This window comes from Acinetobacter sp. SwsAc4, from assembly GCF_013391535.1.
In the GTDB taxonomy this organism is placed as follows: domain Bacteria; phylum Pseudomonadota; class Gammaproteobacteria; order Pseudomonadales; family Moraxellaceae; genus Acinetobacter.
The window spans coordinates 14,351-40,630 of sequence record NZ_JACAXC010000023.1; the positions used below are offsets into that span (position 1 = coordinate 14,351).

Annotated in this window: 25 protein-coding genes; 12 read left to right on the top strand and 13 right to left on the bottom strand. The window is 39.9% G+C overall.

Annotation, left to right across the window (positions count from 1 at the left end; genetic code table 11):
- Positions 1-144: 144 nt before the first annotated feature.
- From HYG88_RS11140 to HYG88_RS11155, 4 genes are read right to left on the bottom strand one after another with little or no spacing between them, the layout of a single operon-like run.
- Entirely contained in the window at positions 145-888 is a 744-nt protein-coding gene (locus tag HYG88_RS11140; protein WP_178883104.1) for an SDR family oxidoreductase, read from the bottom strand.
- Positions 889-904: 16 nt separating this feature from the next.
- On the bottom strand, positions 905-1,603 hold the full coding sequence (locus HYG88_RS11145; protein ID WP_178883105.1) for a histidine phosphatase family protein: 699 nt from the start codon (positions 1,601-1,603) through the stop codon (positions 905-907).
- Positions 1,600-2,721, bottom strand: coding sequence for a phosphotransferase family protein (locus HYG88_RS11150; RefSeq protein ID WP_178883106.1), 1,122 nt, complete (start codon positions 2,719-2,721; stop codon positions 1,600-1,602). The genes HYG88_RS11145 and HYG88_RS11150 overlap by 4 nt, the downstream gene beginning before the upstream one ends.
- 15 nt (positions 2,722-2,736) lie before the next feature.
- On the bottom strand, positions 2,737-3,966 hold the full coding sequence (locus tag HYG88_RS11155) for an acyl-CoA dehydrogenase family protein (protein ID WP_178883107.1): 1,230 nt from the start codon (positions 3,964-3,966) through the stop codon (positions 2,737-2,739).
- Between the two features lie 106 nt (positions 3,967-4,072).
- Between HYG88_RS11155 and HYG88_RS11160 the strand changes: the two genes are divergently transcribed.
- From HYG88_RS11160 to HYG88_RS11175, 4 genes are all read left to right on the top strand, one after another.
- Positions 4,073-5,005 (top strand): LysR family transcriptional regulator, encoded by a 933-nt coding sequence (locus HYG88_RS11160; protein ID WP_178883108.1) that lies wholly within the window; start codon positions 4,073-4,075, stop codon positions 5,003-5,005.
- Between the two features lie 288 nt (positions 5,006-5,293).
- Positions 5,294-6,250, top strand: a complete 957-nt coding sequence (locus tag HYG88_RS11165) for a TerC family protein (protein ID WP_178883109.1) — start codon at positions 5,294-5,296, stop codon at positions 6,248-6,250.
- Between the two features lie 192 nt (positions 6,251-6,442).
- Complete coding sequence (locus tag HYG88_RS11170) at positions 6,443-6,832, top strand: hypothetical protein (RefSeq protein WP_178883110.1); 390 nt, start codon at positions 6,443-6,445, stop codon at positions 6,830-6,832.
- A 21-nt stretch (positions 6,833-6,853) separates the two neighbouring features.
- Positions 6,854-8,014 (top strand): glutathionylspermidine synthase family protein, encoded by a 1,161-nt coding sequence (locus HYG88_RS11175; protein WP_178883111.1) that lies wholly within the window; start codon positions 6,854-6,856, stop codon positions 8,012-8,014.
- A gap of 61 nt (positions 8,015-8,075) precedes the next feature.
- On the opposite strand, the gene HYG88_RS11180 is transcribed toward HYG88_RS11175, so the two are convergent.
- On the bottom strand, positions 8,076-8,549 hold the full coding sequence (locus tag HYG88_RS11180) for a hypothetical protein (protein ID WP_178883112.1): 474 nt from the start codon (positions 8,547-8,549) through the stop codon (positions 8,076-8,078).
- 187 nt (positions 8,550-8,736) lie between these two features.
- On the opposite strand from HYG88_RS11180, the gene guaD reads away from it, so the two are divergent.
- From guaD to HYG88_RS11195, 3 genes are all read left to right on the top strand, one after another.
- A complete protein-coding gene (gene guaD, locus HYG88_RS11185; protein WP_178883113.1) occupies positions 8,737-10,053 on the top strand; it encodes a guanine deaminase in 1,317 nt (438 codons plus the stop codon).
- Positions 10,054-10,277: 224 nt separating this feature from the next.
- Positions 10,278-10,805, top strand: coding sequence for a hypoxanthine phosphoribosyltransferase (gene hpt / locus HYG88_RS11190; protein ID WP_087547923.1), 528 nt, complete (start codon positions 10,278-10,280; stop codon positions 10,803-10,805).
- A gap of 173 nt (positions 10,806-10,978) precedes the next feature.
- Complete coding sequence (locus tag HYG88_RS11195) at positions 10,979-11,230, top strand: GlsB/YeaQ/YmgE family stress response membrane protein (protein WP_004660536.1); 252 nt, start codon at positions 10,979-10,981, stop codon at positions 11,228-11,230.
- 59 nt (positions 11,231-11,289) lie between these two features.
- Here the strand turns inward: HYG88_RS11195 and HYG88_RS11200 are convergent, their stop codons facing one another.
- The gene (locus tag HYG88_RS11200) at positions 11,290-11,988 is read right to left on the bottom strand and encodes a DsbC family protein (RefSeq protein ID WP_178883114.1); all 699 of its coding nucleotides are present in this window, start codon (positions 11,986-11,988) and stop codon (positions 11,290-11,292) included.
- A gap of 441 nt (positions 11,989-12,429) precedes the next feature.
- Here HYG88_RS11200 and HYG88_RS11205 point away from each other — a divergent pair, with 441 nt between their 5' ends.
- Positions 12,430-13,611: a PilT/PilU family type 4a pilus ATPase gene (locus HYG88_RS11205; RefSeq protein ID WP_087547921.1), complete on the top strand. Its 1,182-nt coding sequence runs from the start codon at positions 12,430-12,432 to the stop codon at positions 13,609-13,611.
- A gap of 73 nt (positions 13,612-13,684) precedes the next feature.
- Here HYG88_RS11205 and HYG88_RS11210 read toward each other — a convergent pair whose 3' ends face one another.
- The 6 genes from HYG88_RS11210 to rpmH all read right to left on the bottom strand — a co-directional run bounded on the left by HYG88_RS11210 (position 13,685) and on the right by rpmH (position 18,392).
- Entirely contained in the window at positions 13,685-14,020 is a 336-nt protein-coding gene (locus tag HYG88_RS11210; RefSeq protein WP_256413827.1) for a hypothetical protein, read from the bottom strand.
- A gap of 249 nt (positions 14,021-14,269) precedes the next feature.
- Positions 14,270-15,625 (bottom strand): tRNA uridine-5-carboxymethylaminomethyl(34) synthesis GTPase MnmE, encoded by a 1,356-nt coding sequence (gene mnmE, locus HYG88_RS11215; protein ID WP_178883116.1) that lies wholly within the window; start codon positions 15,623-15,625, stop codon positions 14,270-14,272.
- Positions 15,626-15,738: 113 nt separating this feature from the next.
- Complete coding sequence (yidC, locus tag HYG88_RS11220; RefSeq protein ID WP_178883117.1) at positions 15,739-17,499, bottom strand: membrane protein insertase YidC; 1,761 nt, start codon at positions 17,497-17,499, stop codon at positions 15,739-15,741.
- A 2-nt stretch (positions 17,500-17,501) separates the two neighbouring features.
- Positions 17,502-17,825, bottom strand: a complete 324-nt coding sequence (gene yidD / locus HYG88_RS11225; protein ID WP_178883118.1) for a membrane protein insertion efficiency factor YidD — start codon at positions 17,823-17,825, stop codon at positions 17,502-17,504.
- A 9-nt stretch (positions 17,826-17,834) separates the two neighbouring features.
- Complete coding sequence (gene rnpA / locus HYG88_RS11230) at positions 17,835-18,230, bottom strand: ribonuclease P protein component (RefSeq protein ID WP_004675434.1); 396 nt, start codon at positions 18,228-18,230, stop codon at positions 17,835-17,837.
- A gap of 27 nt (positions 18,231-18,257) precedes the next feature.
- A complete protein-coding gene (rpmH, locus tag HYG88_RS11235) occupies positions 18,258-18,392 on the bottom strand; it encodes a 50S ribosomal protein L34 (RefSeq protein WP_000831329.1) in 135 nt (44 codons plus the stop codon).
- Between the two features lie 660 nt (positions 18,393-19,052).
- Between rpmH and dnaA the strand changes: the two genes are divergently transcribed.
- The 4 genes from dnaA to gyrB all read left to right on the top strand — a co-directional run bounded on the left by dnaA (position 19,053) and on the right by gyrB (position 25,322).
- On the top strand, positions 19,053-20,456 hold the full coding sequence (dnaA, locus tag HYG88_RS11240) for a chromosomal replication initiator protein DnaA (RefSeq protein ID WP_178883119.1): 1,404 nt from the start codon (positions 19,053-19,055) through the stop codon (positions 20,454-20,456).
- Between the two features lie 90 nt (positions 20,457-20,546).
- A complete protein-coding gene (gene dnaN / locus HYG88_RS11250) occupies positions 20,547-21,695 on the top strand; it encodes a DNA polymerase III subunit beta (RefSeq protein WP_372616604.1) in 1,149 nt (382 codons plus the stop codon).
- 27 nt (positions 21,696-21,722) lie between these two features.
- Positions 21,723-22,805 carry a DNA replication/repair protein RecF gene (gene recF, locus HYG88_RS11255; RefSeq protein WP_005158912.1) on the top strand — a complete coding sequence of 361 codons (1,083 nt, stop codon included), beginning with the start codon at positions 21,723-21,725 and terminating at the stop codon, positions 22,803-22,805.
- Positions 22,806-22,853: 48 nt separating this feature from the next.
- A complete protein-coding gene (gene gyrB / locus HYG88_RS11260; RefSeq protein WP_178883120.1) occupies positions 22,854-25,322 on the top strand; it encodes a DNA topoisomerase (ATP-hydrolyzing) subunit B in 2,469 nt (822 codons plus the stop codon).
- 111 nt (positions 25,323-25,433) lie between these two features.
- Here gyrB and HYG88_RS11265 read toward each other — a convergent pair whose 3' ends face one another.
- Positions 25,434-25,991 (bottom strand): VTT domain-containing protein, encoded by a 558-nt coding sequence (locus HYG88_RS11265; RefSeq protein ID WP_178883121.1) that lies wholly within the window; start codon positions 25,989-25,991, stop codon positions 25,434-25,436.
- Positions 25,992-26,280 lie beyond the last annotated feature (289 nt).

Genomic DNA, 26,280 nt, shown 5'->3' on the forward strand with positions numbered 1-26,280 from the left:
CTGCTCAACAAAGGATTTTTGTTACCTTGCGGAGTAAACGCCTCACCCATGAAAAGTAAGGAAATGCCTATACAAAAACAATTAAACCTATATAAGGCTGTGCAGCCTTTTCCAAATGAAACATATCCAATCCATTTATTGTAATTAACTCAATTTATTCACCAATTTCAACGGCAAAATCTTCATTGCAATTCCCATTGGTAACCACGGCCACTGCGGCACATACGCCTTCACGGGTTCCTTCTCAATCGCTTTCACCAAAGCCTTACAACCCGTTTTCTCATCCACTTCAAACGGTAATTTCTTGGCACCTTCATTCAATTCAGTGCGAATATAACCTGGGAAAATCGTTGAGACTTTAATTGGAGTATGCAGTAGCTCAGCACGAATCCCTTCAGCCAAATGCGCCACCGCGGCTTTACTCGCGGCATAGGTCGATAAATGCTTTGGTAAACCACGCATTGCACTCATCGAGGAAATCACCACCAAATGCCCTTTATTTTGCGCTCTAAAGATTTCAACCGCGGCTTCACATTGCGCCAATGCCGAAATAAAATTGGTTTCAGCCGTAGCGCGGTTTACATCAAAATGACCCTTACCGATACGGCGACCTTCACCCACACCTGCATTGACAATAATTCGGTCAATCGTTCCAAATTCTTGCTGAAAGGCTTTAAAAACCGTAAACACATCATCGTAATGGGTCACATCCAGCGTCTTAATCCCCACCTGAATCGAAAACTGGCTTTGTAGCTGCTGTTTGAGTGTTTCCAAACGTTCCAGCCGCCGTGCGCACAACGCCAAATTGTAACCTTTAGCCGCAAATTCACGCGCCATACCTGCGCCCAAACCCGAGCTTGCCCCTGTAATTAAAATGGTCTTTGCCATGCCTGCCACCTATTTTTTAAATCCATGTTAAAAGTTCAGCATCACGTGTTTTTAAATAATGATGCTCATTAAAGCTCAGTAGTTGCAAACGTCCATCAACCCAACGCAGCGTGGTGATACTGGCATTGGCAATCGACCAATTTAGCGCAAAGATCTGCTTTACATTCAAACCTAATACTTTGCCTACCGCCACAGAAATCACGCCACCAGAACTAAATACGACGGCTTGACGATGCTTGGTCATATCAATACTTTCGCAAAGCGATTGTAATGCTTGCTCAACACGTGATTGAAAGCCTAACCATGTTTCATGATATTCATGGTCATATTGCGCTCCAATCCAGCGGTCTATTGCACCATCAAAGATTTTGGCCAGATAAGCACGTGGATTGGCCATCAATTCAACATCCTGTTTAAGCAATTCAGGCTGATTAAAACGCGGTTCATATTGAGCAAAGACATGCTGATGATCAAACTCATTCCACGCCGATTCGGTTTGAATGGATGCATTATGGAAACTTTGCGATAAAGCGAGTTGCGCCGTCTGCTGATGACGTTGCATTGAACCTGCAACCACTAAAGGCGTTTGTTTTAGGGTTTGTTTAAAAAAATCACCCACAACCTGTGCCTGTTGTTCACCTTTAGCTGAAAGCTGATCGTAGCTCGCTGCACCAAACGACGCTTGCCCATGCCGCACCAAATAAATTGTGCTCATCGTTTTAAAATATCCTGTAGTTTTGCAGCATATTCAGGAATCAACTGCTGTGCTTCAGTATTGTTTTGGGCTATCAGTTTTAAAGCCCGAATATGTAAGGCATGAATCAAAATCCAAAAATCCTTAAAGGCGGGATTATCAGTTTGCTGATGGTAATAACGATAATAAATCTGTTGCGCAATCACGGCTAAACGGAACAAACCAAACACTTCATAAAAGGCCCAATTCGTTGGTTGCAAACCTGTTTTTTCCAGATAGTAATCCACCACCTGTTGACGTGTCAGCATACCTTTTAAATTGGTCGGTTGACGGCGGCTTGATTTCATCAGCGCATCATCATCCTCTTGAATCCAGTAGGCGAGGGCACTGCCCAAATCCATCAATGGATCACCGAGTGTCGCCATTTCCCAATCCAGTACCCCAATCACTTTTGTCGGTTGTTGTGGATCTAAAATGACATTATCAAAACGCCAGTCATTATGAATCACGCAAGTTTTAGCATCGGCAGGGATATGTTCCAACAACCACTCACGCACAAAAGCAAAATCAGGTACATTTGGCGTGAGTGCTTTGCTATAACGTGCATCCCAACCTTCGACTTGACGGCGACAATAACCTTCACCTTTGCCCAGTTGTTCCAATTCTGTACCTTGATACGGCACTTGATGCAGCTCGATCAATTTATCTAGAACATTCAGGCACAATTGCTGTACCTGTTGCTCATCTAACTGTAATTCTTTCGGTAAATTGGCGCGTGGAATAATGCCCTCGATCCGTTTCATCACATAGAAGTCACAGCCAATTACGCTCTCGTCCTGACACAGTGCCATCATTTCAGGCAGGACAGGGTAGAACGGCGCAAGATGCTTCTGCACATTGTATTCACGTTCCATATCATGTGCTGATTTGGCTTTGGTGCCTTTCGGTGGACGGCGTAAAATTAGATCTGCATTGTCATATTGCAGGCGATAAGTCCAATTCGATGCACCACCCGAATATTGGGTGACTTGTGCCTGTCCTTGTAGATTTATACCTTGGTCTTTTAACCACGTTTCCACTGCGGAAATATCCAGTTCTTCGCCATGCCGAACCTGACCACCCACATCAATCACTGCCATTTTCTTATATCCTTATCAACGACCATAGCCACGTTTTTTGAGTTCTAGTTTAGCAATCATGCCCTTATGTACTTCGTCTGGTCCATCAGCTAAACGTAAACTGCGTGCTTGATTAAAGAATGCAGTCAGTGGTGTATCACGTGACACACCTTCGCCGCCATGAATCTGAATCGCCATATCCACCACATTTTGCAATACGGTTGGTGCAACCACTTTGATTGCAGAAATTTCGGTGAGTGCCGCCATATTACCTAAAGTGTCCATCTTGTAAGCCGCATACAGCGTTAATAAACGGGCTTGGTCGATTTGCACACGGGCTTCCGCGACTCGTTCTAAATTCCCACCCAACTTTAATAATTCTTTGCCAAAGGCTTTACGGGACATACCACGATCAATCATCAACTCTAAGGCTTTTTCAGCTGCGCCAATACAACGCATACAATGATGGATTCGCCCAGGCCCTAAACGCCCTTGCGCAATTTCAAAACCTTGCCCAGCGCCGCCAATAAAGTTGCTCACTGGCACACGCACATTGTCAAAACTAACTTGCCCATGTCCATGTGGCGCATCGTAATCACCAAACACAGGCAACATTCTTTCAATCGTCACGCCTTGCGTTTCAATCGGTACTAAGACCATCGAATGTTGATGATGACGGTCTTTACTCTCGTCAGGAGTATAAGCCATGAAGATAATCACTTTGGCATTGGGATCACCCAAGCCCGATGACCACCATTTACGCCCATTCAGGACGATTTCATCACCATCAATCACTGCCGTGGCTTGCATATTAGTGGCATCACTGGAAGCCACGGCGGGTTCAGTCATACAGAACACTGAACGGATTTCCCCTGCAAGCAAAGGTTGCAACCATTGCTGTTTTTGTGCCTCGCTACCATAGCGCCATAACACTTCCATATTGCCGCTATCAGGTGCATTACAGTTAAATACGGTGGGTGCAAGTAAGCTACGTCCAGTCAGTTCGGCAATATGCGCATATTCCTGAACCGATAAACCAGCACCCAATTCCGCATCGGGCAAAAACATATTCCATAAGCCAGCCGCTTTAGCCTTATCTTTCAATTGTTGTAATTGTTCAGGCCACTGCCACTTGGTCCAGTCACCATCCACATTGAGATGATGGACGTCATCCCAAAATGCCTTTTCGATCGGTTCAATTTCTTGTTGGATAAAGGCTTTGGTTCGTGCAATAAAATCCTGTGCGCGCTCAGATAATGCAAACATCATCATTTCCCTCAAAGTAAAAATTTGGCGAAGCTTGATTCGCTGCTTTACATCACCATAAGCGAAAATTTATTATGAATGAAATGATTTTATTTTATTCAAAACTATGAATCATATTCATAATACTAGCCCATTGGAAGTGGCTTACTTTCATCGTATTGATATTAATTTATATCCGCTGTTTATTGCGATTTTTGAACAAAAGAGCATTTCCAAAGCTGCCCAATTGTTGTGTATCAGCCAATCTGCTGTCAGTCATGCTTTACAACGTTTACGTGTACAACTTAAAGATGAGCTGTTTGTGCGTAGTGGGCAAAAAATGCTGCCTACGCCTTATGCTGAGCAGATTTATCAGCCGATTCAAATGGCTTTATTGAGTATTCAAAAAATCGCTATGCCTCAGCAAGATTTTAGGCCGAGCATGCTACAAAGTATAAAAATCGCGATTCATGATGAAATCGAACCCATTATTTTTCCTCAATTGGTCAATCACTTTGCCAAGCAAAATCTCAATATCCAGTTTTTTAGTTCTAAACTTGATCGTAAAAATATGTTGGCTGATTTGTCAGCACAACAAATCGATTTTGTGATTGACTTAGTACAACCGTATCAAGCTCATTTGCAGTTTGAAAACCTGATTGAAGATTATTTTGTGGTCTGCACACAGCAAACCAAAATGAATTTATCGCTCTATTTATCATCACCGCATATTGGTGTGTCATCACGGCGTACGGGGTTATTATTGGAAGATATTTATCTTAATCGCCAACAATTGTCTCGACAAATTTTTCTACGCTGCCAGCACTATTCAACAGCTTTACAGGTCTTAGCGCAGCATCCAAATGCAATACTGACTATCCCTCAAAGTATTCTAAAACATCTACACTATTCAAAAGATTTACAGATTCATGCACTTCCGATTGAATTACCCAAAATCAATATGGGTATGTATTGGCATGAGCACGTAAAACACAATCCTCGACATCAATTTTTACGCACAGAGATTTTGAAAATTTTTAATCCTGACCTAATTTGCTGAAGATTTGCACATTTGTGAAAAATGTGTAATTCTATACACACATTTGGATGTCATCATCCATACAAAATTCGTTTGACAAGGGGAGTAGCCTCCTCCAAACCTAGGTAGTGTAGTTAAAGTACTTAGGTGTCAGAGCTTCGTCATTACACTTTGCAAAAAGTCGGACTCTGAGCATCACAATCGATTTGTGATGTAGGCAAGACCTTGATCATGTTGAAACAGATGTATTTATTCATCTGGCAACTGATCAAGGTTTTTTTATGCCCAGTTGCTAGATATGGAGTTGTGATGGAAACTATCGGTAATCTATGGCTGTATGTCGTATTCTTCGGCCTTGTCACAGTCATGCTTTTGGTCGATTTTTTAGGCTTTAAACAAAAACAAAACCAAGATGTTCCAATCAAGCAAGCCGCTTACTGGAGTATTGCTTGGGTCACTGTAGCAGTGCTATTTGGTGGGGGCTTGTGGCTCTATCTACAGCAAACAGTAGGACTCACCCTTGCGAATCAAAAAACCATGGAATACTTTGCAGGTTATTTGTTAGAAAAATCTTTAGCGATTGACAACGTTTTTGTTTGGTTAATGATTTTCTCTGCATTTGCGATTCCTTCTGCACTGCAACGTAAAATCCTACTTTACGGCGTATTAGGTGCCATCGTCTTAAGAACCATCTTTATTTTTATTGGTGCATGGTTCGTTCAAGAGTTTTCATGGGTTCTTTACATCTTCGGTGCATTCTTGGTCTATACAGGTTTCAAATTCCTAAAAGGACAAGACGAAGAAACCAATATCGAAGATATCAAAACCTTAAAATGGTTACGCAAACATATGCGTATCACGCCACAGCTTGAGGGTGAAAAATTCTTTGTTCGCCGTGATGGTTTGTTGTGGGCAACACCATTATTTTTAGTTCTGATTTTGGTTGAAGGTTCCGACGTTATCTTTGCGGTTGACTCTATTCCTGCAATTTTCGCTGTAACCAGTGACCCGTTCATTGTATTAACAGCGAATTTAATGGCGATTTTGGGTTTACGTGCAATGTTCTTCCTGTTGGCTGGTGCCGCAACCAAACTGCATTACCTACCGTATGGTTTGGGCATTATCTTACTGTTCATCGGTGCGAAAATGTTATTGCTGGATGTGTTCCACATGCCAATCTGGATTTCATTGAGCTTTATCGTACTGGTACTCAGTATCACCGCTTATCTATCATTACGTCATAATAAAAAGCAGTTGCAATCTTAATCAGTTGAATTCAGGCATTTGATAAATTCAGGTGCCTGAACAGTTAAATCATAAAAATAGACTGTACATTAAAAAAACAGATCAATATCATATGGCGGCTTAAAGATTTTATCTTTCCTAATCAGAAACATAATAAACAAGACTTGCTCACATATTTATGTCGATCAAGCAAATTAAAATGAGTGGGGTCTCATGCGTTCTAAAAAAATTAATCTTGTGGTGGTGCCATTGCTACTCACTGCATGTAGCCACAATGATGGACCTCTAGTACAAGATGTTTATAACAATCAATATGATTGTGCAACAGACTGGAATACTGAAACTTGTGAAGAAGAAAATAGCTCAGGAAGCGGAGGTTCTACTGCTGGCGTTCGTTATTATGGTGGCTTTGGTTCTGGGCGTTATTTAGGACCACAATATTATCAACATAATCGTGAAGTCTCTTTTAAAGGCAACACCTTGAGACCACATACCAATCTCAGTGTGGGACAACCTTCAATTTCAACCACTGCAAAACGCTATTCTGTATCATCACCTATTCGTGGCGGTTTCGGTCGTGGCGGTTCTTCGTTTGGTGGTTGATCAGGAAAACTGATATTTTGTATGAAAAGAAAAATCCTCACACCGCGTACCGACTGGCAACTCGAACACCAAAAAATTGGTTTCGATTATTTTAATTTACCCTCACTGGATGGCTCAATTTACTGGTCAGAAGGAATTGCCTACGAATTTACATTGAAGCAAATTGAACAGCTTGAAGATGCAGCTAATGAACTGCATCAAATGTGTTTAGCTGTGACAAGTGATTTGATTCAACGCGGTAATTATCCTGATTATTTCCAGATTCCAGTTGGTGCAATTGCACAAATCGAACAGTCTTGGCGACAAAATGCGCCGATGCTTTATGGACGCTTTGACTTTGCCTATGATGGGCGCAATATCAAAATGCTGGAATACAATGCTGATACTCCCACAGGACTGTTAGAGGCATCAGTAGCACAATGGCTATGGATCGAACAAGTATCTGGGATTTCGAATCGAGATCAGTTTAACAGTATTCACGAAGACTTGATTAAGCGTTGGCGAACCATTCTACCGCGAGGAAGTCACGTGCATTTTGCAGCCTGTCAGGAGGCAGGGCGAGAGGATTGGGGCAATCTAGAATATTTAATGGATACCGCTTTTCAAGCGCATCTACAAGTTTCTGAACTTTCAATGGAAAATATTGGCTGGAATGGACAGAGTTTTGTTGATCTGAATAATCGACCCATTCAAAACCTATTCAAGTTATATCCTTGGGAATGGATTTGGGAAGAATCATTCTCTCAATATCTGAGTCCGCAATCGAATTGGATCGAACCATGTTGGAAAATGCTGCTCTCTAATAAAGCAATTTTAGTGGAGCTTTGGAAACGCTATCCAAATCACCCACTTTTAGTTGAGACCCATCATTTTGATCCCCAGCAAAAATTCTCTGGCAAATGGGTGAAAAAACCGATCTTAGCAAGGGAAGGGGCGAATATTCGAGTGTTGCAAGATGGTCAAGATCAAGGTGCTGCTTCTGGTAGTTTCTATTTTGATGACTATGATAAATATGGCTATGTGGTACAAAAATGGGTAGAGACTCCATTGTTTGCTGGTCAGTTACCCACGCTGGGTTTATGGATGGTGGGACATCAGTGTGCAGGCATGTCGATTCGTGAGGACTGCTACGACATTATTGGCAATGATGCACATTTCGCAGCGCATTATTTTATAGAGTAAATCTAGATAACAATCATCAATCGGTCAGGATTTAATGACATACATCCTGACCGTATCAAGTTTAAATCGTATGATCTTTCACCCGTTTCATATAAGACACCAAACGAGTAAAAAATAAAATTTGCAGAAAAATGGTAAAAGCCGAAACACACCATTCGTACCACATTTCAAATGCGGTTTGCGCTAAACCAAAATATTGATAAACTCCCAATAAAACTAGCCCAAAAACAATTCCAAACACCGTATTTTGCATCAGAATAGGAAAGGACAAAGCCGTGACCCGATTTAAGAAATGGACACCTTGATCAGCACCATTGGCTTGATAAGTCCGTTGAATCCCAATCAGCATAATCAATAGGGTCAATGCAGCTTCAATCCCAATCACTCGAATATCAGAATAAGGCGAATACATACCGTAATAGTACACAGCACTCACGACCAATGCCGCTGCGAGATAATAGTTTTTATAATGTTGTTTACTTAGAGTATCTTCAGCCAACTCATGCGCTAAAGCTTTGGTATTCCAATAATACATCTTTATTTTTTCCAAAAAGTATAATTATTGCTGACAATTTACGTATTTACACCGAAAAGTAAAGTGAATTGATCCAATCAATTACTCATACCTCGCTCGGCTTTCTATACTTAAATTAGACGAATAATCCAGTAAAACGAGCAAAATCGAGTACAATCAATCGAAAAAAGTAAAATTGTAGGTTGTTATGACTTTGGCTACTCCCATCACTGTTATTCGTGGTCGCTTCTTAGATATTCAAAAAACTGTTGCTCAAGCAAATCAAATTGCAGATCAAGTTCGTTATCTCGAAGATGGTGTCCTCATCACAGAACAAGGCAAAATTCGCTGGTTTGGCACGTGGAACGACGCTCAAGACCATCTACCAATCAATATTGAAATTCAGCATTATCCAGAGCAACTGATCATCCCAGGCATGATCGATACACACATTCACTTTCCACAAACGGAAATGGTCGGTGCTTACGGCGAACAACTTTTGAGCTGGTTAAACACTTATACATTCCCAACTGAAATCCAGTTTAAAAACAAAGCTTATGCGAGCGAGATCGCCAAGTTTTTTGTGAATGAACTGCTTAAAAATGGCACAACCACTGCACTGGTATTTTGTACGGTTCATCCTGAATCGGTAGATGCTTTATTTGAAGCCGCAGAACAGCATCAGATGCGTCTAATTGCAGGTAAAGTCATGATGGATCGTCATGCCCCTGAAGCCCTGTGTGATAGCGCAGACAGCAGCTATGACGACTCTAAGGCACTCATTGAGAAGTGGCATGGTCAAGGTCGTGCGTTATATGCCATCACACCACGCTTTGCTCCAACCTCTACACCTGAACAACTTGAAAGAGCAGGGCAACTCAAAGCTGAATATCCTGATGTTTATGTACATACACATCTAAGCGAAAATAAAGATGAAATTGCATGGGTTAAAGATTTATTCCCAGCACAAAAGGGTTATTTAGATGTATATCATCATTATGGCTTAACGGGTCAGCGTTCTGTATTTGCTCACTGCGTTCATTTAGAAGATCCTGAATGGCAATGTATGCATGAGACCGACTCTGCAATTGCGTTCTGTCCAACCTCAAATTTATTTTTGGGTAGTGGTTTATTTCCGCTAAACAAAACATGGCAGCAGCAAGTTAAAGTAGGTTTGGGAACTGACGTTGGGGCAGGAACCTCTTTCAGTTTATTACAAACTGTCAATGAGGCTTACAAAGTTCAACAGCTTCAGGGTGACAAATTATCAGCTTACGAATCGCTGTATCATGCGACCTTAGGTGGCGCAAAAGCGTTAGACTTAGATGACAAGCTAGGTAACTTTAATGTAGGAAAGGAAGCTGATTTTGTGGTGTTGAACCTTAAGCCAACTGCATTGCAACAGTTGCGTCAGTCACGTTCAAAATCAATCGAAGATAGCCTATTCGCCTTGTTTACGATGGGCGATGACCGAAATATTGAGGCAACCTATATCTATGGACAAAAAGCCTATAGCCAAAGCTAAAGTTTTGAATAAACGAAAAATTGGGTGGATATTATTGGCCATCGGCGGTGCTGTGCTACTGAGACGTGACAGCCATCAGCCGAAAAATGATACATTTTCTGCACCATCAAAAGGTGCATGAATAGTGATTTTGTTTTAAAATTCGCATATTCACTCAAGATTTCGAGGTGTTGCAGGTCAACACCTTTTTTATTTCCCATTTTTTACGTTTTAGGAATCTACCGATGACCATTGCAATGCGCATTATGATTTCCAGTGAAGAGATTCAAGCCAAAGTCAAAGAACTCGGTGAGAAAATCAATGCACACTATGCTCAAAGTGACAAGGAACTGGTATTGATTGGTTTACTGCGTGGTTCAGTCATTTTTATGGCAGATTTGTGCCGTTCAATCGAAAAACCACACGAACTCGACTTTATGACCGTTTCAAGCTATGGCGGTGGCACAGTTTCAAGCCGTGATGTCAAAATTTTAAAAGATCTTGATGGTGAGATTCACGGTAAAGATGTGCTTGTTGTTGAAGATATTATTGATTCAGGGAATACCTTGAGCAAAGTCGTTGAAATGCTCAAAACCCGTAATCCAAACTCAATTGAACTTTGTACTTTGGTGAGCAAACCTTCACGCCGTGAGATTGATTTAGAAGTAAAATTCTTAGGTTTTGAAGTCGAAGATCGCTTTATTGTCGGTTACGGTTTAGATTTCGATCAAAAGTATCGTCACTTACCATTTATCGGTGAAATCGGTCTTTGATCAATTATGAAAGGCGCTTTAAAGCGCCTTTTTTATTCTAGCTTGTTAATCAAAGCACGATAAAGATTGCACAAAAATACGACATAACTCAGTAATCCACTACAGACAGATTTAGGCTAAATCCAGCAGGATAGTAACAAACAAATACTATGGTAAAACAAGGAGAAAAGGTCATGTGGTCTCTCATTGTAGCGATTGTGGTCGGTTTTTTTGCAGGTTTAATTGCCCGTGCGTTGCATCCTGGTGAAGATAAAGCAGGATTTATTGTTACCACCTTATTAGGGATTGCAGGTTCATTATTAGCAACCTATGGCGGTCGCTTACTTGGATTATATGGTGAAAACTCAGCGGCTGGCTTTATCGCATCGGTCATTGGTGCCATTATTATTTTGTTCATCTACAACTTGGTCACCAAGAAAAGTTAGAACAAAATAAATTAAAAATGCCCAAATCATTTTATTACAATGCATTGGGCATTTTTTATTTATAAACCGAGTTCTTTCCAAATCATCCGAATGTCTTCAGCACTCCGCCCGCCAACCATTTTCAGACCATTCCCGAATATCAGCGTTGGCGTTCCTTCTATACCTAATTTTTTCCCTAATTCCAGATTGCGATCAATTGGATTAGTACAAGTTTTTTCTTTAGGCTGTACATTCTTCTGCAATAGGTTTTTCCACGCATAAGCTTGGTTAGGATCACACCAAATCGATTTTGAGACCGCAATCGATTGTGCTTTTAGTGGGTAGATAAACGTATAAATGGTGACATCATTGAGCTTATCCAGTTCAGCTTCTAATTTCTTACAATAGGGGCAATTCGGATCTGAAAAAATAGCGAGCTGCTGTTTACCATTGCCCTTTACCGTTTTTATTGCATCTTTTAAAGGTAATTGTTTCCAGTCAATTGAATTTTGCTTTAGAACCAAGTCCTTGGTCAGATTCTTTTGATCTTTTAAACGAACCATCGAACCAATAAACATATGTTGGGCATTTTCATCCAAATAAATAATCTGATTGTCTAAATTGGCACTATATAGTCCTGTCATTTCTGTTGGTTGGATATTGCTAACATGAATATTGGGATATTGCTGATTTAAATTATTTTTTAAGGTTTCTACATTTGCAAAAATCATCGCAGACGTGCAACTCAATAATGAAAATAAAGCGATTCTTTTCAACATGTCTCATACTCAACTCAAAATTAGTGCTATTTTAATCAGGCTTATCCTCATAAATTGCACAGCTTACTCAGTCACAACCAAAAGCCAACCAATCATCGTCATGTTTCACGTGGAACATCTTTTTTTTAAAGTGGTTTCAAATCAAAGATAAAAAAGCTCGTTTTGGTAAAAAAATGACAAAAATTCTCACATTGTATTGATATTCATATAATAAATAAAAATCAAACTAGATCGATGGGTTTATTTTTGGAATAATCCAATCACAATCAGCAAGGCAACTTTTGTAATCTCGTTCAGCGTGAATGAAAAGCCATGAAATGACTTACAGAACTTTTGAAACTTCATTTTAAAGAAACAAGGATATGTTTTCCTTTGCATGATTAGTTTTAACTTCACACCATCTGACTCAATCTAGTCTTGTCTTAAAATTTAGGTACATCCATGTATAACGCGGAATTATTAGAAGAAGCCAAAACGTTTATGTTTCATATGTTGACCAAAGTGGTTGAATATGGCGGCTCAGATTTATTCATTACAGCAGACTTTCCACCGAGTATTAAACTCCAAGGTTTAATGCGTCCTTTAGGTCAGCAAACTTTAACCCCAGAAAAAACTAAGCTATTTGCATATAGCTTAATGAATGAAAAGCAACGCCAAGAATTTGAAAATGAATGGGAATGTAATTTCGCAATTAATATTCCAGAAGTATCACGCTTTCGTGTCAATGTATTTAAGCAACAACTACAAATCGGCATGGTTATCCGAACCATTACGTCAGAAATCCCAACCTTCCAAAAGCTCAAACTCCCAGAATCATTGAAAAATGTCATGATGGAAAAACGTGGTCTGGTCTTGGTGGTGGGAAGCACAGGCTCAGGTAAATCTACGTCATTGGCAGCCATGATTGACCATCGTAATGAAAACTCAGCAGGACATATTATTACGGTCGAAGATCCAGTCGAATATGTTCATAAACATAAAAAATCAATGATTACCCACCGAGAAGTCGGTGTAGATTGCCATACTTGGCACCATGCCTTAAAAAATACATTGCGTCAGGCACCTGATGTCATTTTGATTGGTGAAATCCGTGATACTGAAACCATGGAACATGCCATTGCTTTTGCTGAAACTGGGCATTTATGTTTAGGAACTTTACATGCCAATAACGCCAATCAAGCATTAGATCGGATCATGAACTTCTTTCCAGATGAACGCCGTAATCAATTGCTGATGGATCTTTCATCTAATATGAAAGCGATTATTTCTCAACGCTTGGTCCGTACTCAAGATGGTCAAGGTCGTCGTGCAGCCGTAGAGATTCTACTGAATACACCATTAATTGCAGAAAATATCTTAAAAGGTCAATTTCATAATCTTAAAGAAATTATGACCAAGTCTCGTGAATTAGGTATGCAAACTTTTGATCAGGCCTTGTTTGATTTATACAACGAAGGTGCAATTAGTTATGATGAAGCGTTACGTAATGCTGATTCCTTGAATGAGTTACGCTTACAAATCAAGCTAAAAAGTACTCGTCAAGAAGGAGTTCCAGCTAGTGCAGCAACTTCTTTAAATATGCTGAAAGAAGACTCTGAAGAGCAAGAAATGCAAGGCATTTAAACAAAAAAACAGCCTAAATAATAGAAATTATTTAGGCTGTTTTTTTAAAATCTAAAGATTTATATTCAATATTTTAGGAATCAATTGAAAATTTCTTCTTTAAAGCATGCCAATAACGAATCATTTTATTCTTAAAATTTATGATAGTTGCTTTAAAACCAACTTCTTTTTTCGGCTGGTGCTTTAATCTCTCTTGTAAAAGTTTTTCTTTTTCCTGAATTTCAGCAAGTTTACGTTCTTTTGCTTGTTGTTGTTCTTTAACCTTATCAGCTACAGTCTGACCTGTACCTTTGCAAGGTTTGGATTGGAATATAACAGATCCATTCTCTTTACATTGATAAATCTCTGTTTTCGCATAAATAAATGTCGAAAACATACAAAAAAACACAGTCAAAATAAAATAGTTCACGGTATATAACCTAATATTCATTTTAGAATTTAATCAGTTTATCATTACCAATTTTAAAATATATTAATTTATATTCACAAGATAAATTAAAGCTATATAAGCATAAGCAAAATAATGAAACGAATTAATAATTTTTATTAATCTAAAAAATTAATTCTTTATTTGGCATAAAATACACAATAAATTCTACAAAAAAAGCACTAAGAAGATATTCTTAATGCCTATATAAAATTTTAAACTCTTAAAAAATTACTTTCCAATACAGAATGAACCAAAAATCTTTCCGAGTAAATCATCAGCACTGAAATCACCCGTGATTTCGCCCAACGCATTTTGAGCCAGTCGCAATGATTCAGCTACAAGTTCACCTGCATTAAACACAACTAACTGCTCACGTGCTTCTGCAAGATAGCGCTGAGTACGCTTCATTGCATCTAAATGACGTGTTCGGGCGATAAAGGTATCTTCCTCAGGTTGGAAGCCAGCATGCGCTGTAATCGCCTCTATGAGCGCCTGAACACCCATATCTTGTTTTGCGGAGACACTGATATGACGGAAGCCTTGATAATCACTTAATGTGGCATCTTGACCCGTTAAATCGCATTTATTGCCAATCAATAGCAAACGTTTTGGCTCAAGATGCTCTGAAAAATATTCATACGCCAATTGCAATGGCTCATCACCTTGATTCAAGTCATACACCAACAACAGCAAATCGGCTTGTTCGATTTCCTTGATTGCACGACGAATCCCTTCCTGCTCCACAATATCGCCCGTCTCACGTAAACCAGCAGTGTCAGTTAAGGTGATCGGCAAGCCATTTAAACTGATCTTTTCATGTAGTACATCACGAGTAGTACCTGCAATATCGGTCACAATGGCACGCTCATGCCCTGCAAGTGCGTTTAACAGACTCGATTTACCCGCATTGGGCTTACCCGCAATCACCACCTGCAAACCTTCACGTAACAGCTGTCCTTGGCGTGCAGATTGCTGTACTGCCTTGACCGACTCCTGTACATCATCCAGCAAAGCTAAAATCTTGCCATCGGCAAGGAAATCAATTTCTTCTTCTGGAAAATCAATCGCGGCTTCAACATGCAAACGCAAGTGAATGAGCTTTTCTAAAACCGTATTAATTTTGGTTGAAAATGCACCTTGTAGGGAACGAACTGCCGAACGTGCAGCCGCCTGTGAGGTAGCATCAATCAAATCAGCAATCGCTTCCGCCTGTAATAAATCCATTTTGCCATTTTCAAAGGCACGCATGGAAAATTCACCTGCCTTTGCAGCAGTCGCGCCCAAATCGAGCAAACGTGCCAGCAAAGCATTTTGGATGACAGGGCCACCATGCCCCTGTAATTCCACCACATCTTCGCCAGTAAACGAGTGCGGATTTGGAAAACATAACACGATGCCCTCATCCATCACCGAACCATCGGCATCACAAAACTGACGGAAACCCGCCATTCGTGCAGCAGGAAGTTTTTTCTGGGTTAGTTGCTCTGCTATTGCATAGGCTTTCGGTCCAGAAAGTCGAATCACGCCCACACCACCACGACCTAATGGGGTAGCAATCGCAGCAATTGTGGTTTGATGTTGCATGTTAAATTCACCTAAAAATACGAGGGTTATGAAACAGGAACCCTAAATACAGACAAAGAAAAATCCGCCTAAGATTACCATCTTAAGCGGATTTATTCAGTAAAAGTTCGAACTTAAGCGCTCGGCTCAACCTTGTTGAGACGGTCTTTCTCAACACCTTTGTTAATAAACCATTGTTGTAAAATGGTAATACTATTGTTGACGATCCAGTAAAGCACGAGGCCCGCAGGGAAGAACAACATGAATACCGTAAACATGATTGGCATGATACGGAATACTTTTGCCTGCATTGGATCAGTTGGTTGAGGATTCAACATTTGCTGAACGAACATGGTCACACCCATGATCAACGGCAAGATGAACCATGGATCCATCGCAGATAAATCTTGAATCCAACCTAACCACGGTGCATGACGCAATTCAACAGATTCCATCAACACCCAGTACAAGGCTAAGAAAATCGGCATTTGTAGCAATAACGGCAAGCAACCAGACAATGGATTGACTTGTTCACGCTTATATAAGGCCATCATTTCTTGTGAGAAACGCATACGGTCTTCACCAAATTCTTCTTTCATACGTTGCATTTCTGGTGCAATCACACGCATTTTCGCCATCGAACGATAACTTTTTGAAGAAAGTGGCCATAAAATCAACTTCACCAAGATCGTCAATAAGATAATTGACCATCCCCAGTTACCAACAAGATTATGGAAGAATTGCAAGCCCAGGAACAATAACTTGGCAATTGGCCATAACCAACCGTAATCTACAGTTTGATTTAAACCAGCAGCTAAATCTTTGAGTTCAGACTGAATTTTTGGGCCAGAATAAAGTTGTGCATCCACTTCCATTGACGTACCCGCAGGTACATTGATCACTGGAGAGGTGAAGCCCATGATATTCATACCATCAGCAGACTGACGCGATTCCAGCTTGGCAGTATAAGGTTGGCCATCAGCCTGAGTCAGTTTTAAATTCCCAGGAATCCAAGCACTGACAAAATAATGCTGAACCATGGCCACCCAGCCGCCTTTGGCTTCAACATTTAATTTTTCATCATTGAAATTCGCAAATTTCAACTTGTTATAATGCTCCTCTGGCGTGCCCCATGCACCCCCAAGATAAGTTCCCAAAGTAAAGATACCTTGAGAAGATTTACCTGGATCATCAGAATTGTCACGCTTTAACTGACCAAACATTTGGCCTTGCCAGTTTTGCTGACTACGGTTAACAACCTGATGTTTCACTGTAATTGGGTAATCACCTTGCGTGAAGGTGAACGACTTAATCACTTCCACACCTTCAGGTGTTTTAAATACCAATGGCACAGTCAACACTTGATGTGTCTTACCATCTTTTGCTGCAACGCTCTTCGCATCTGCCAAAGTATACGCTGTTTTTTCAACATCATACATTGGACGGCCGCTACGGCTGCTATCTGGTCCATTTAAACCAATTAAACCAGATTGAGCGACATAAGTACGTTTCGCATCACTTTCCAGCATGACAAACGGCTTATCGCTGTCTTTGCTTTCATCATGGCTTAACAATTCAATACGGACAATATCACCACCTTTTGGATTGATCCACAGGTGATAAAGATCAGTTTGTACTGAAATCAGTTGCTGACTCACAGATGTATTATGCTCTGTGGTTTGTGATGCAGTCACATTTGCTTGTGGCAAGTCTGAAGCCGCTGTTGCATTTTGAGCGTTTGGCAAATCTGCAGATACTTCATGTGCAGTCACAGCCGCCGCTTGTTGTTGCGGTGCCGGTGCAGCATGACCATAATCTTTTTGCCAAGCCAAAATAAGCAAATATGCGGTAACAAACATGGCTCCAAGAATTGCAAATCTGGCCCATTGTTGCATATCTATAATCCCAAATGGTTAGAGAGATTTTGCTTGAATAAACGATCACGAAAGGGTACAGCAACGTGATGCATTTGAGAATCTATTTGATGAAACGAAATAAAACGAACTGCTTTGCGTGGTACTGGATCGTAGCCTAAGCCACCCCAAGGATGACAACGGCAAATTCGTTTAGTCGATAACCAGACACCTTTGACCGCCCCATGTGTTTGCAATGCTTCAATCGCATATTGCGAGCAAGTAGGAATATAGCGACAACGAGGACCTAATAATGGACTAATAGCAATCTGGTAACATCTTATCAACCAATGTAGTAATCGTACCATTGGAGATCTCTAATTTTGTGAGGATGTTATAACAGCTTTTGAATGCTTTTTTGCTAAGCGTTGTAATTTTTGCCAAGCAAACTCTAATTGTTGATGTAATTCTTGATTTGCGATTGCTTCTATACCAACTTTAGGCATCACCACAATATCGATATCAGCATTAAATTGCACTTTGTGTAAGCGAAAGCTCTCCCGAGCAAGACGTTTTATTCGATTTCGTTCATGAGCACGACGTACTTTCTTTTTAGCAACGACAATACCCAAACGGCTATTTGGCTGTTCGGTTAATTTTGCTAAAAAAAGGAAATGGGGCTGGTGCACTTTAAAAAGTGCACCATCAAATACACTTTTGTAATCAGCGGCACAACGAATACGAGATTCAATGCCGAAACTGTAAAGTGCCATCACCCAAATCTGGTCAGCTTAACAGTATTAAACAGTTAAGCTATGACGACCTTTTGCACGACGACGAGCTAAAACTTGACGACCTGCTTTAGTAGCCATACGAGCGCGGAAACCATGAACGCGTTTACGCTTTAATTCAGATGGTTGGAAAGTACGTTTCATATCGAAACTCCCAAAATGATCTTTCTATAAAGGTCCGCGATTTTATTGTGCAATGTTTACGCTGTCAATGGAAAATCAAAAACTTTACATTTTGTTTGTTCTGTTTTGGAGCAATAAAACACCTAGCAAATATCTCACATGATGGAAAACAAAAAATATACACAAGCTATCCCTTTATATTATATAAATATTCAACTATATTCACAGCTTACATACAGGCTTATCAACAACCAAGATTCCAGTTTAAATTTAATTCTTGAATTTAAATTTCGATATGCTTAGTTATCCACAACTCAACCCAATCTTATAAGTAAATTCAAATTTTAAAATTTAAATTTATTCTTATTAGTATGCATTTTTTCTGTGGAAATTGATGTTTTTATGATTTTAAACAAGGATTTAATTTGTGGATAACCATGTTTTTATTGATTTTATAAATTGTGGATAACTTTAGCACTAAAACTATCCACAACTTGTGCAAAAAGTTATGCACAAGTGGTTTTAAATTTAAATTTATAATCAAATGCTTTCTTTTTCGGCAAAAGTCTCATAAATTTGCCTGACAGATGTGGATAACTTGGTTAGAATGGCGACCCCTTCGAAAGATGGGATTGGTGGTTTCTTTATTTTTGAATTTAAAATGGATATTAGGGGATGCACATGCTCTGGACAGACTGCTTAACTCGCTTGCGACAAGAGCTCTCTGACAACGTCTTTGCGATGTGGATTCGTCCTTTGGTTGCTGAAGAAGTTGACGGTGTAATGCGTTTATATGCACCTAATCCATATTGGACACGTTATATTCAAGACAACCATTTAGAGTTAATTTCAATTCTTGCTGAGCAATTATCGGAAGGTCGAGTACGTCAGGTTGAAATCTTGGTTGATTCGCGTCCAGGTACTATTTTGTCTTCTCATGAGCAACCTGCAACCACGACCGCGGCTTTAGGTAACACTTCAACCACTCCAATCGTTCCTATTAAAGCTAAGAAAGAAACTGATTTGGTGCAACCAAGTCAAAATGTCGCGAAAATACCAAAGAAAAGACAACTCAACCCATTATTTACATTCTCTTTATTTGTTGAAGGCCGTTCTAACCAAATGGCTGCTGAGACTTGCCGTAAGGTATTAACCCAATTAGGCGCATCTCAGCACAATCCTTTATTTTTATATGGTCCAACAGGTTTGGGTAAAACACACTTGATGCAAGCCGTAGGGAATGCACTTTTACAAGCCAAACCGAATGCACGTGTCATGTATATGACCTCGGAAAGTTTTGTACAAGACTTTGTCTGTTCATTGCAGAAAGGTAAGGTTGAAGAGTTTAAGAAAAATTGTCGTTCTTTAGATTTATTGTTGGTTGATGATATTCATTTGCTTGCTGGTAAAGAAGCAAGCCTTGTTGAATTCTTTTATACATTCAATGCTTTACTGGATGAATCTAAACAAATTATTTTAACCTCAGATCGTTATCCAAAAGAATTAACTGAATTGGATCCTCGTTTGGTTTCTCGTTTTTCATGGGGTTTATCGGTGGGTGTAGAACCACCAGATATTGAAACTCGTATCGAGATTTTGCTTAAAAAAGCTGAAAATAGTGGTGTTGATTTACCTCGCAATTGTGCTTTATTTATCGCTCAACAAGTGGTGGCAAACGTTCGTGAACTTGAAGGCGCGTTGAATAAGGTTGTCGCTATTTCTCGCTTTAAAGGTACCTCTATTGATCTTGATGTGGTACGTGAATCATTGAAAGATGTGTTAGCGATTCGAGCGAGAACGATTAGTGTTGAGAATATTCAACGTGTCGTGAGTGAGTATTTCCGTATTCCCTTAAAAGAATTGGTTGGGCCGAAGCGTACCCGTATTTATGCTCGCCCTCGTCAGTTAGCAATGGGTCTAGCTCGTGAATTGACAGGGGATAGTTTCCCTGAGATTGGAATGGCCTTTGGTGGTCGAGATCACAGTACCGTGATGCATGCCTGCGAAAAAGTAGTCAGCTTGCGCGAACAAGATCCGATTTTTAATGAAGATTATAAAAATCTACTTCGTCTGTTACAAAGTTAAACTCATTTTCAGAGTTGCAAACTCGTTTTAAGTGCAGCATAGTACACTGCTAACATTTTTATCGGCTTCCGTTGTAAGAGGAATAAAATCGTGCGTTTGAAAATCGCTAAAGAAAGTTTACTCAATGTTTTGTCACACGTTGTGGGTGCGGTGGAGCGCCGTCATACGTTGAATATTCTTTCAAACGTTAAAATTCAAACCACACAGCAGGCCTTGACGATCACAGGTTCTGATTTGGAAGTTGAGTTGGTAGCAAGTACGACCTTAGCTGATGGTGCTTGTATAGAAGCAGGTGAAACGACGGTTCCTGCGCGTAAATTAGTCGAAATTTGTAAATCACTCCCTAGTGCGGCTTTGATTGATTTAAAAATCACGGAAGATCAACGTTGTATCTTGAAATCAGGTAACAGTCGTTTTGTATTGGGTACTCTTCCAGCTGAAGACTATCCACTACTTTCTACTGAGAATAGTTTAGGCACGCAAGTTCAAGTCACTCAGCGTGAACTCAAACGTTTATTTGAAAAGACTGCATTTGCTATGGCAGTTCAGGATGTTCGCTTTTATTTAACAGGAACATTACTAGAAATTGATCAAAATCAGTTGCGTACAGTGACAACTGATGGTCATCGTTTAGCATTGTGTGAGGTGTTAGCTTCATCAACAGCGACATCTTCAATTCAAGCGATCGTTCCTCGCAAGGCAGTAGGGGAGTTACAACGTTTGCTCAGTATTGAAGATGAACAACTCACTTTATTAATCGGTCGTGAGTTGTTGAATGTAACTATCAATACGCCAAGTCGAGATAAGGAACAGGGTGATATTACCGTGCGTTTTACGACTAAGTTGATTGATGGTAAATTCCCTGACTATCGCCGTGTGATTCCTCGTGGTGGTGACAAACATGTGTTGATTGCACATGATGTGTTTAAGCAATCGCTACAACGCGTTGCAATTTTAAGTAATGAGAAATTACGTGGTGTTTTCTTGAATTTTAGCCAAGATACATTGCAATTACGCGCCAATAACCCTGAACAGGACGAGGCGAGTGAAGATTTAGTAATCCAATATCAAGATGCACCTCTTGAAATGTCTTTTAATGCTCAATATATCCTTGATGTGTTGAGTGTTCTTGATGGTGATGATGTGCGGATGAGTATGACAGAGGCGAATCAGTCGGTATTGGTACAAGATCCTGCGCATCCTGATCAAACTTATGTCGTGATGCCAATGCGAGTTTAATGACGATTGATGTTTGAGTTTTAAAGCATGCAAATCACGCGTTTAAATATCGAACGTGTACGTAATTTAAAGACGGTTGCACTCCATGAGTTGCAACCGTTTAATATTTTTTACGGCGCAAATGGTTCTGGAAAAACGTCAGTTCTAGAGGCTATTCATTTACTGGCAACAGGGCGTTCATTTCGCACCCATATTCCAAAACATTACATTCAATATGAAGCCGGCGATGCGATTGTTTTTGCGCAATCTGCTACTGAACGTATTGGCATGCAAAAGCTGGCTTCGGGCGAACAGGTGATTAAGGTCAATGGCGATACCATTGCGACTCAAGGTCAACTGGCAAAATTATTACCTTTACAGCATATCGATCCACAAAGTACCGATATCATTGACCACGGCGCAAAGCCTAGGCGACAGTTATTAGATTGGTTAATGTTCCACGTGGAACCTGAGTTTTATTTTGCATGGCAGTATTATTCTCGAGCACTCAAACAACGGAATAGTTTGCTCAAGACACGGCGCAATCTGACTTTGGCTGATTTAGAGCCTTGGAATAAAATGCTCAGTGATTATGGCGAAATGCTGCATTCACAACGGGTCAGTATTGTTGAGCAATGGAACCAATTTTTCCATGAAGATTTAAAAATTCTGCTACCTAATCTTGAGATAGAACTGGAATACAATCCTGGTTTTCATACTGAGCAAGGTCTATTGCAAGACTTGGTTCAGCAGCATCAAAAAGATCTAGATCGGCGTTATACTGAGTATGGTCCGCATCGTGCTGATTTACGGTTAAAAACACCTTTTGGCAATGCTGATGATGTACTCTCTCGTGGGCAAAAAAAGTTGTTAATCATGGCATTAAAACTGTCACAAATTGCAATGCTGCATGCGAGTAATAAGGAAACTGTGGTATTATTAGATGATCTGACAGCAGAGTTAGATGAGACCGCACAACAACGGTTAATTGAGCGATTGAGTCAGTTAGGAAGTCAAGTTTTTATGACCACCTTAGACCATGCGTCGGTATTAAAACACTTACAGGATTTGTCGATTTCTTTTCAATTATTCCACGTTGTTCACGGTCAAGTCAGTCTTGCTGCACCATAATTTTATTTCCTCATTTTTGGATAGATTAATATTTACTAGGGAGTAACCATGAGTTCAGAGTCTCAATCAGTCTCTCAAACAGAACAAACAAATGAAAAGGCTTATGATTCCTCTAGTATCAAAGTATTACGTGGATTAGACGCGGTTCGTAAACGTCCTGGTATGTATATCGGTGACACTGATGACGGTACAGGTTTACACCATATGGTGTTTGAGGTGGTGGATAATGCAATCGATGAAGCTTTAGCAGGACATTGTGATGAAATTTTAGTCACGATCCATGAGGATGAGTCGGTCAGCGTATCCGATAATGGTCGTGGTATTCCAACCGACATTCACCCTGAAGAGGGGATATCTGCGGCAGAAGTGATTTTGACCATTCTGCATGCGGGTGGTAAGTTTGATGATAATAGCTATAAGGTGTCAGGCGGTTTACACGGCGTAGGCGTTTCAGTTGTAAATGCTTTATCAAAAAAATTACAACTTACAATTTATCGTGCTGGACAAATTCACGAGCAAGAATATCAGCATGGTGATTCAAAATATCCATTACGTGTGATTGGTGAAACAGATAAATCGGGTACAACGGTTCGTTTTTGGCCAAGTGAGCTAACGTTTAGCCAAACCATTTTTAGTGTCGATATTTTGGCACGTCGTTTAAGAGAGCTATCTTTCTTGAATGCAGGTGTTCGAATCGTTTTACGTGATGAGCGTGTCAATCTTGAGCATGTTTATGACTATGAAGGTGGTTTATCTGAATTCGTTAAATATATTAACGAAGGTAAACACCATTTGAATGATATTTTTCATTTTACCGTTGCTGCTGACAATGGTATTGGGGTTGAAGTTGCGTTGCAGTGGAATGATAGTTATCAGGAAAATGTACGTTGCTTTACCAATAACATTCCGCAAAAAGATGGTGGTACACACCTTGCAGGTTTCCGTGCAGCATTGACTCGTGGCTTAAACAGCTACATGGAAAATGAAAGTTTATTGAAAAAAGAAAAAGTTGCTGTCACAGGTGACGATGCACGTGAAGGTTTAACTGCAATTATTTCAGTGAAAGTACCTGACCCTAAATTCTCTTCACAAACCAAAGAAAAATTGGTTTCGAGTGAAGTAAAACCTGCGGTAGAGCAGGCCATGAACAAAGAGTTTTCTGCTTATTTACTGGAAAATCCACAAGCAGCGAAATCGATTGCAGGTAAGATTATTGATGCGGCGCGTGCGCGTGATGCAGCGCGTAAAGCGCGCGAAATGACTCGTCGTAAGAGCGCATTAGATATTGCTGGTTTACCAGGTAAATTGGCAGACTGTCAGGAAAAAGACCCAGCATTGTCTGAATTGTATTTAGTCGAGGGTGACTCTGCGGGCGGTAGTGCGAAACAAGGTCGTAACCGTAAAATGCAGGCGATTTTGCCGTTGAAAGGTAAAATCTTGAACGTTGAACGTGCGCGCTTTGATAAGATGATTTCAAGTCAAGAAGTTGGTACGCTCATCACTGCTTTAGGTTGTGGGATTGGACGTGAAGAATACAATCCAGACAAATTGCGTTATCACAAAATCATTATCATGACCGATGCGGACGTGGATGGTTCACATATTCGTACCTTGTTATTGACCTTCTTCTTCCGTCAAATGCCAGAATTGGTTGAGCGTGGATATATTTATATTGCACAGCCACCATTGTATAAGTTGAAGAAAGGTAAGCAAGAACAGTACATCAAAGATAATGATGCACTTGAAACCTACCTAATTTCGAATGCGATTGATGAACTTGCATTACATGTCAGCGCTGAAGCACCAGCGATTAATGGTGCAGCATTAGCGAGTGTGATTGCGGATTATCAGGTGTCACAGAAGAGCTTACAACGCCTCACTCAACGCTATCCTGCAAGTTTATTGGATGGTTTACTTGAGCTGGATGCATTTAAAACAGATCACAATCATGAACGTGACTATGTTGAATCATGGGCTGAGCAATTACGCGTTGCAATTGAAAAGTTACAACCAAGCTTACGTCCTGAGATTACATTAGAAACGTTTGAACGTGAAAATGCACAAGGTGAGAAATCAGCACATTATTGGCCACGTGTCACTGTCTATGTACATAACTTACCGCATTCGTATTTACTTGATGCTGGTCTGTTAAATTCTGCTGAATATGCGCGTTTATTGAAGAATTCGAAGAGCTGGTTTAAGTTACTTGAAGAAGGAGCTTATCTGCAAAAAGGCGAGCGTCGTATTCAGGTAAGTAATTTCCATCAAGTATGGCAACATATTTTACAAGACTCGCGCCGTGGCATGATGATCCAACGCTATAAAGGTTTGGGTGAGATGAATGCTGAGCAGCTTTGGGAAACGACGATGGATCCTGAAAATCGAAATATGTTGCAAGTGACCATTGATGATGCGATTGAAGCAGATCGTATGTTCTCTTGTTTGATGGGTGATGATGTAGAACCACGTCGTGCCTTCATCGAAGAAAATGCACTAAATGCGGATATTGATGCTTAATTAAATTAATGTGAGATTTAGTTTGTATTATCTCTCGTATATAAGAAAAAGGCGATGCTTGATACATCGCCTTTTTCTTATATGAAGGTTTCACGTGGAACATTCCGTTGATTAGGTTTCAACTAAATTGCTGACTTGAATGAGTGCATGTCCAAATAAATAACCAGCAGTAACCAGCACACTAATCCATAATAGTGCGCCTAAGATATTATAAATTATGAAATGGGTATAATTCATAGCACTAGAACCAGCGGCTAAAGGCGCAAAAGAACGTGCAAATGGGATAAAACGAGCCAATAGAATAGTTTTCCCGCCATGTTTTAAGAAAAATGTATTAGTTTTCTTTAGATATTCTTGTTTGATAAATCGAGATTCCATATTAAAAATTCGGTCACCAACATGACGACCAATGTGATAATTCACCATGTAGCCTAAAGCTGCGGCTATAAAAAGTAAGCTAATCATATAACCCAAATGCATAAATTCAATAACTGAACATAAAGCGCCTACGGTGAGTAAAAGACTATCGCCTGGTAAAAAGAACATAAACACAAAGGCGGTTTCTGAAAAGATAATCAAAAATAGGATCGCATAAATCCATAAGCCATATTCTTGAATTAAAATGGGAAGAATATGTTCAAAGTTAAAAATAAAATCTAAAGAATTCATTCAGTTTGTATGATCCAAAATCGAGTACTCACCAAATTGAAGTACAAAAATATAAAATGAACTTAGTTCTCGATACGCATTTAAAAGTAATAACTTTAAAATGATAAGGTTGAGTATATCTAGCCTGAACCTAAAGCTCAATTTTATGAGAAAATTCCAATTTAGACCTGATCTGAAATGATTGGCAGAATCATGACACTTTTATCGGTATTCTTATTATTTTTTAGTCTCTAAGCAAATCGTAATGTCGTTATTTATTCTTCTATGATTAGAAAAAGCCTAATTCCCA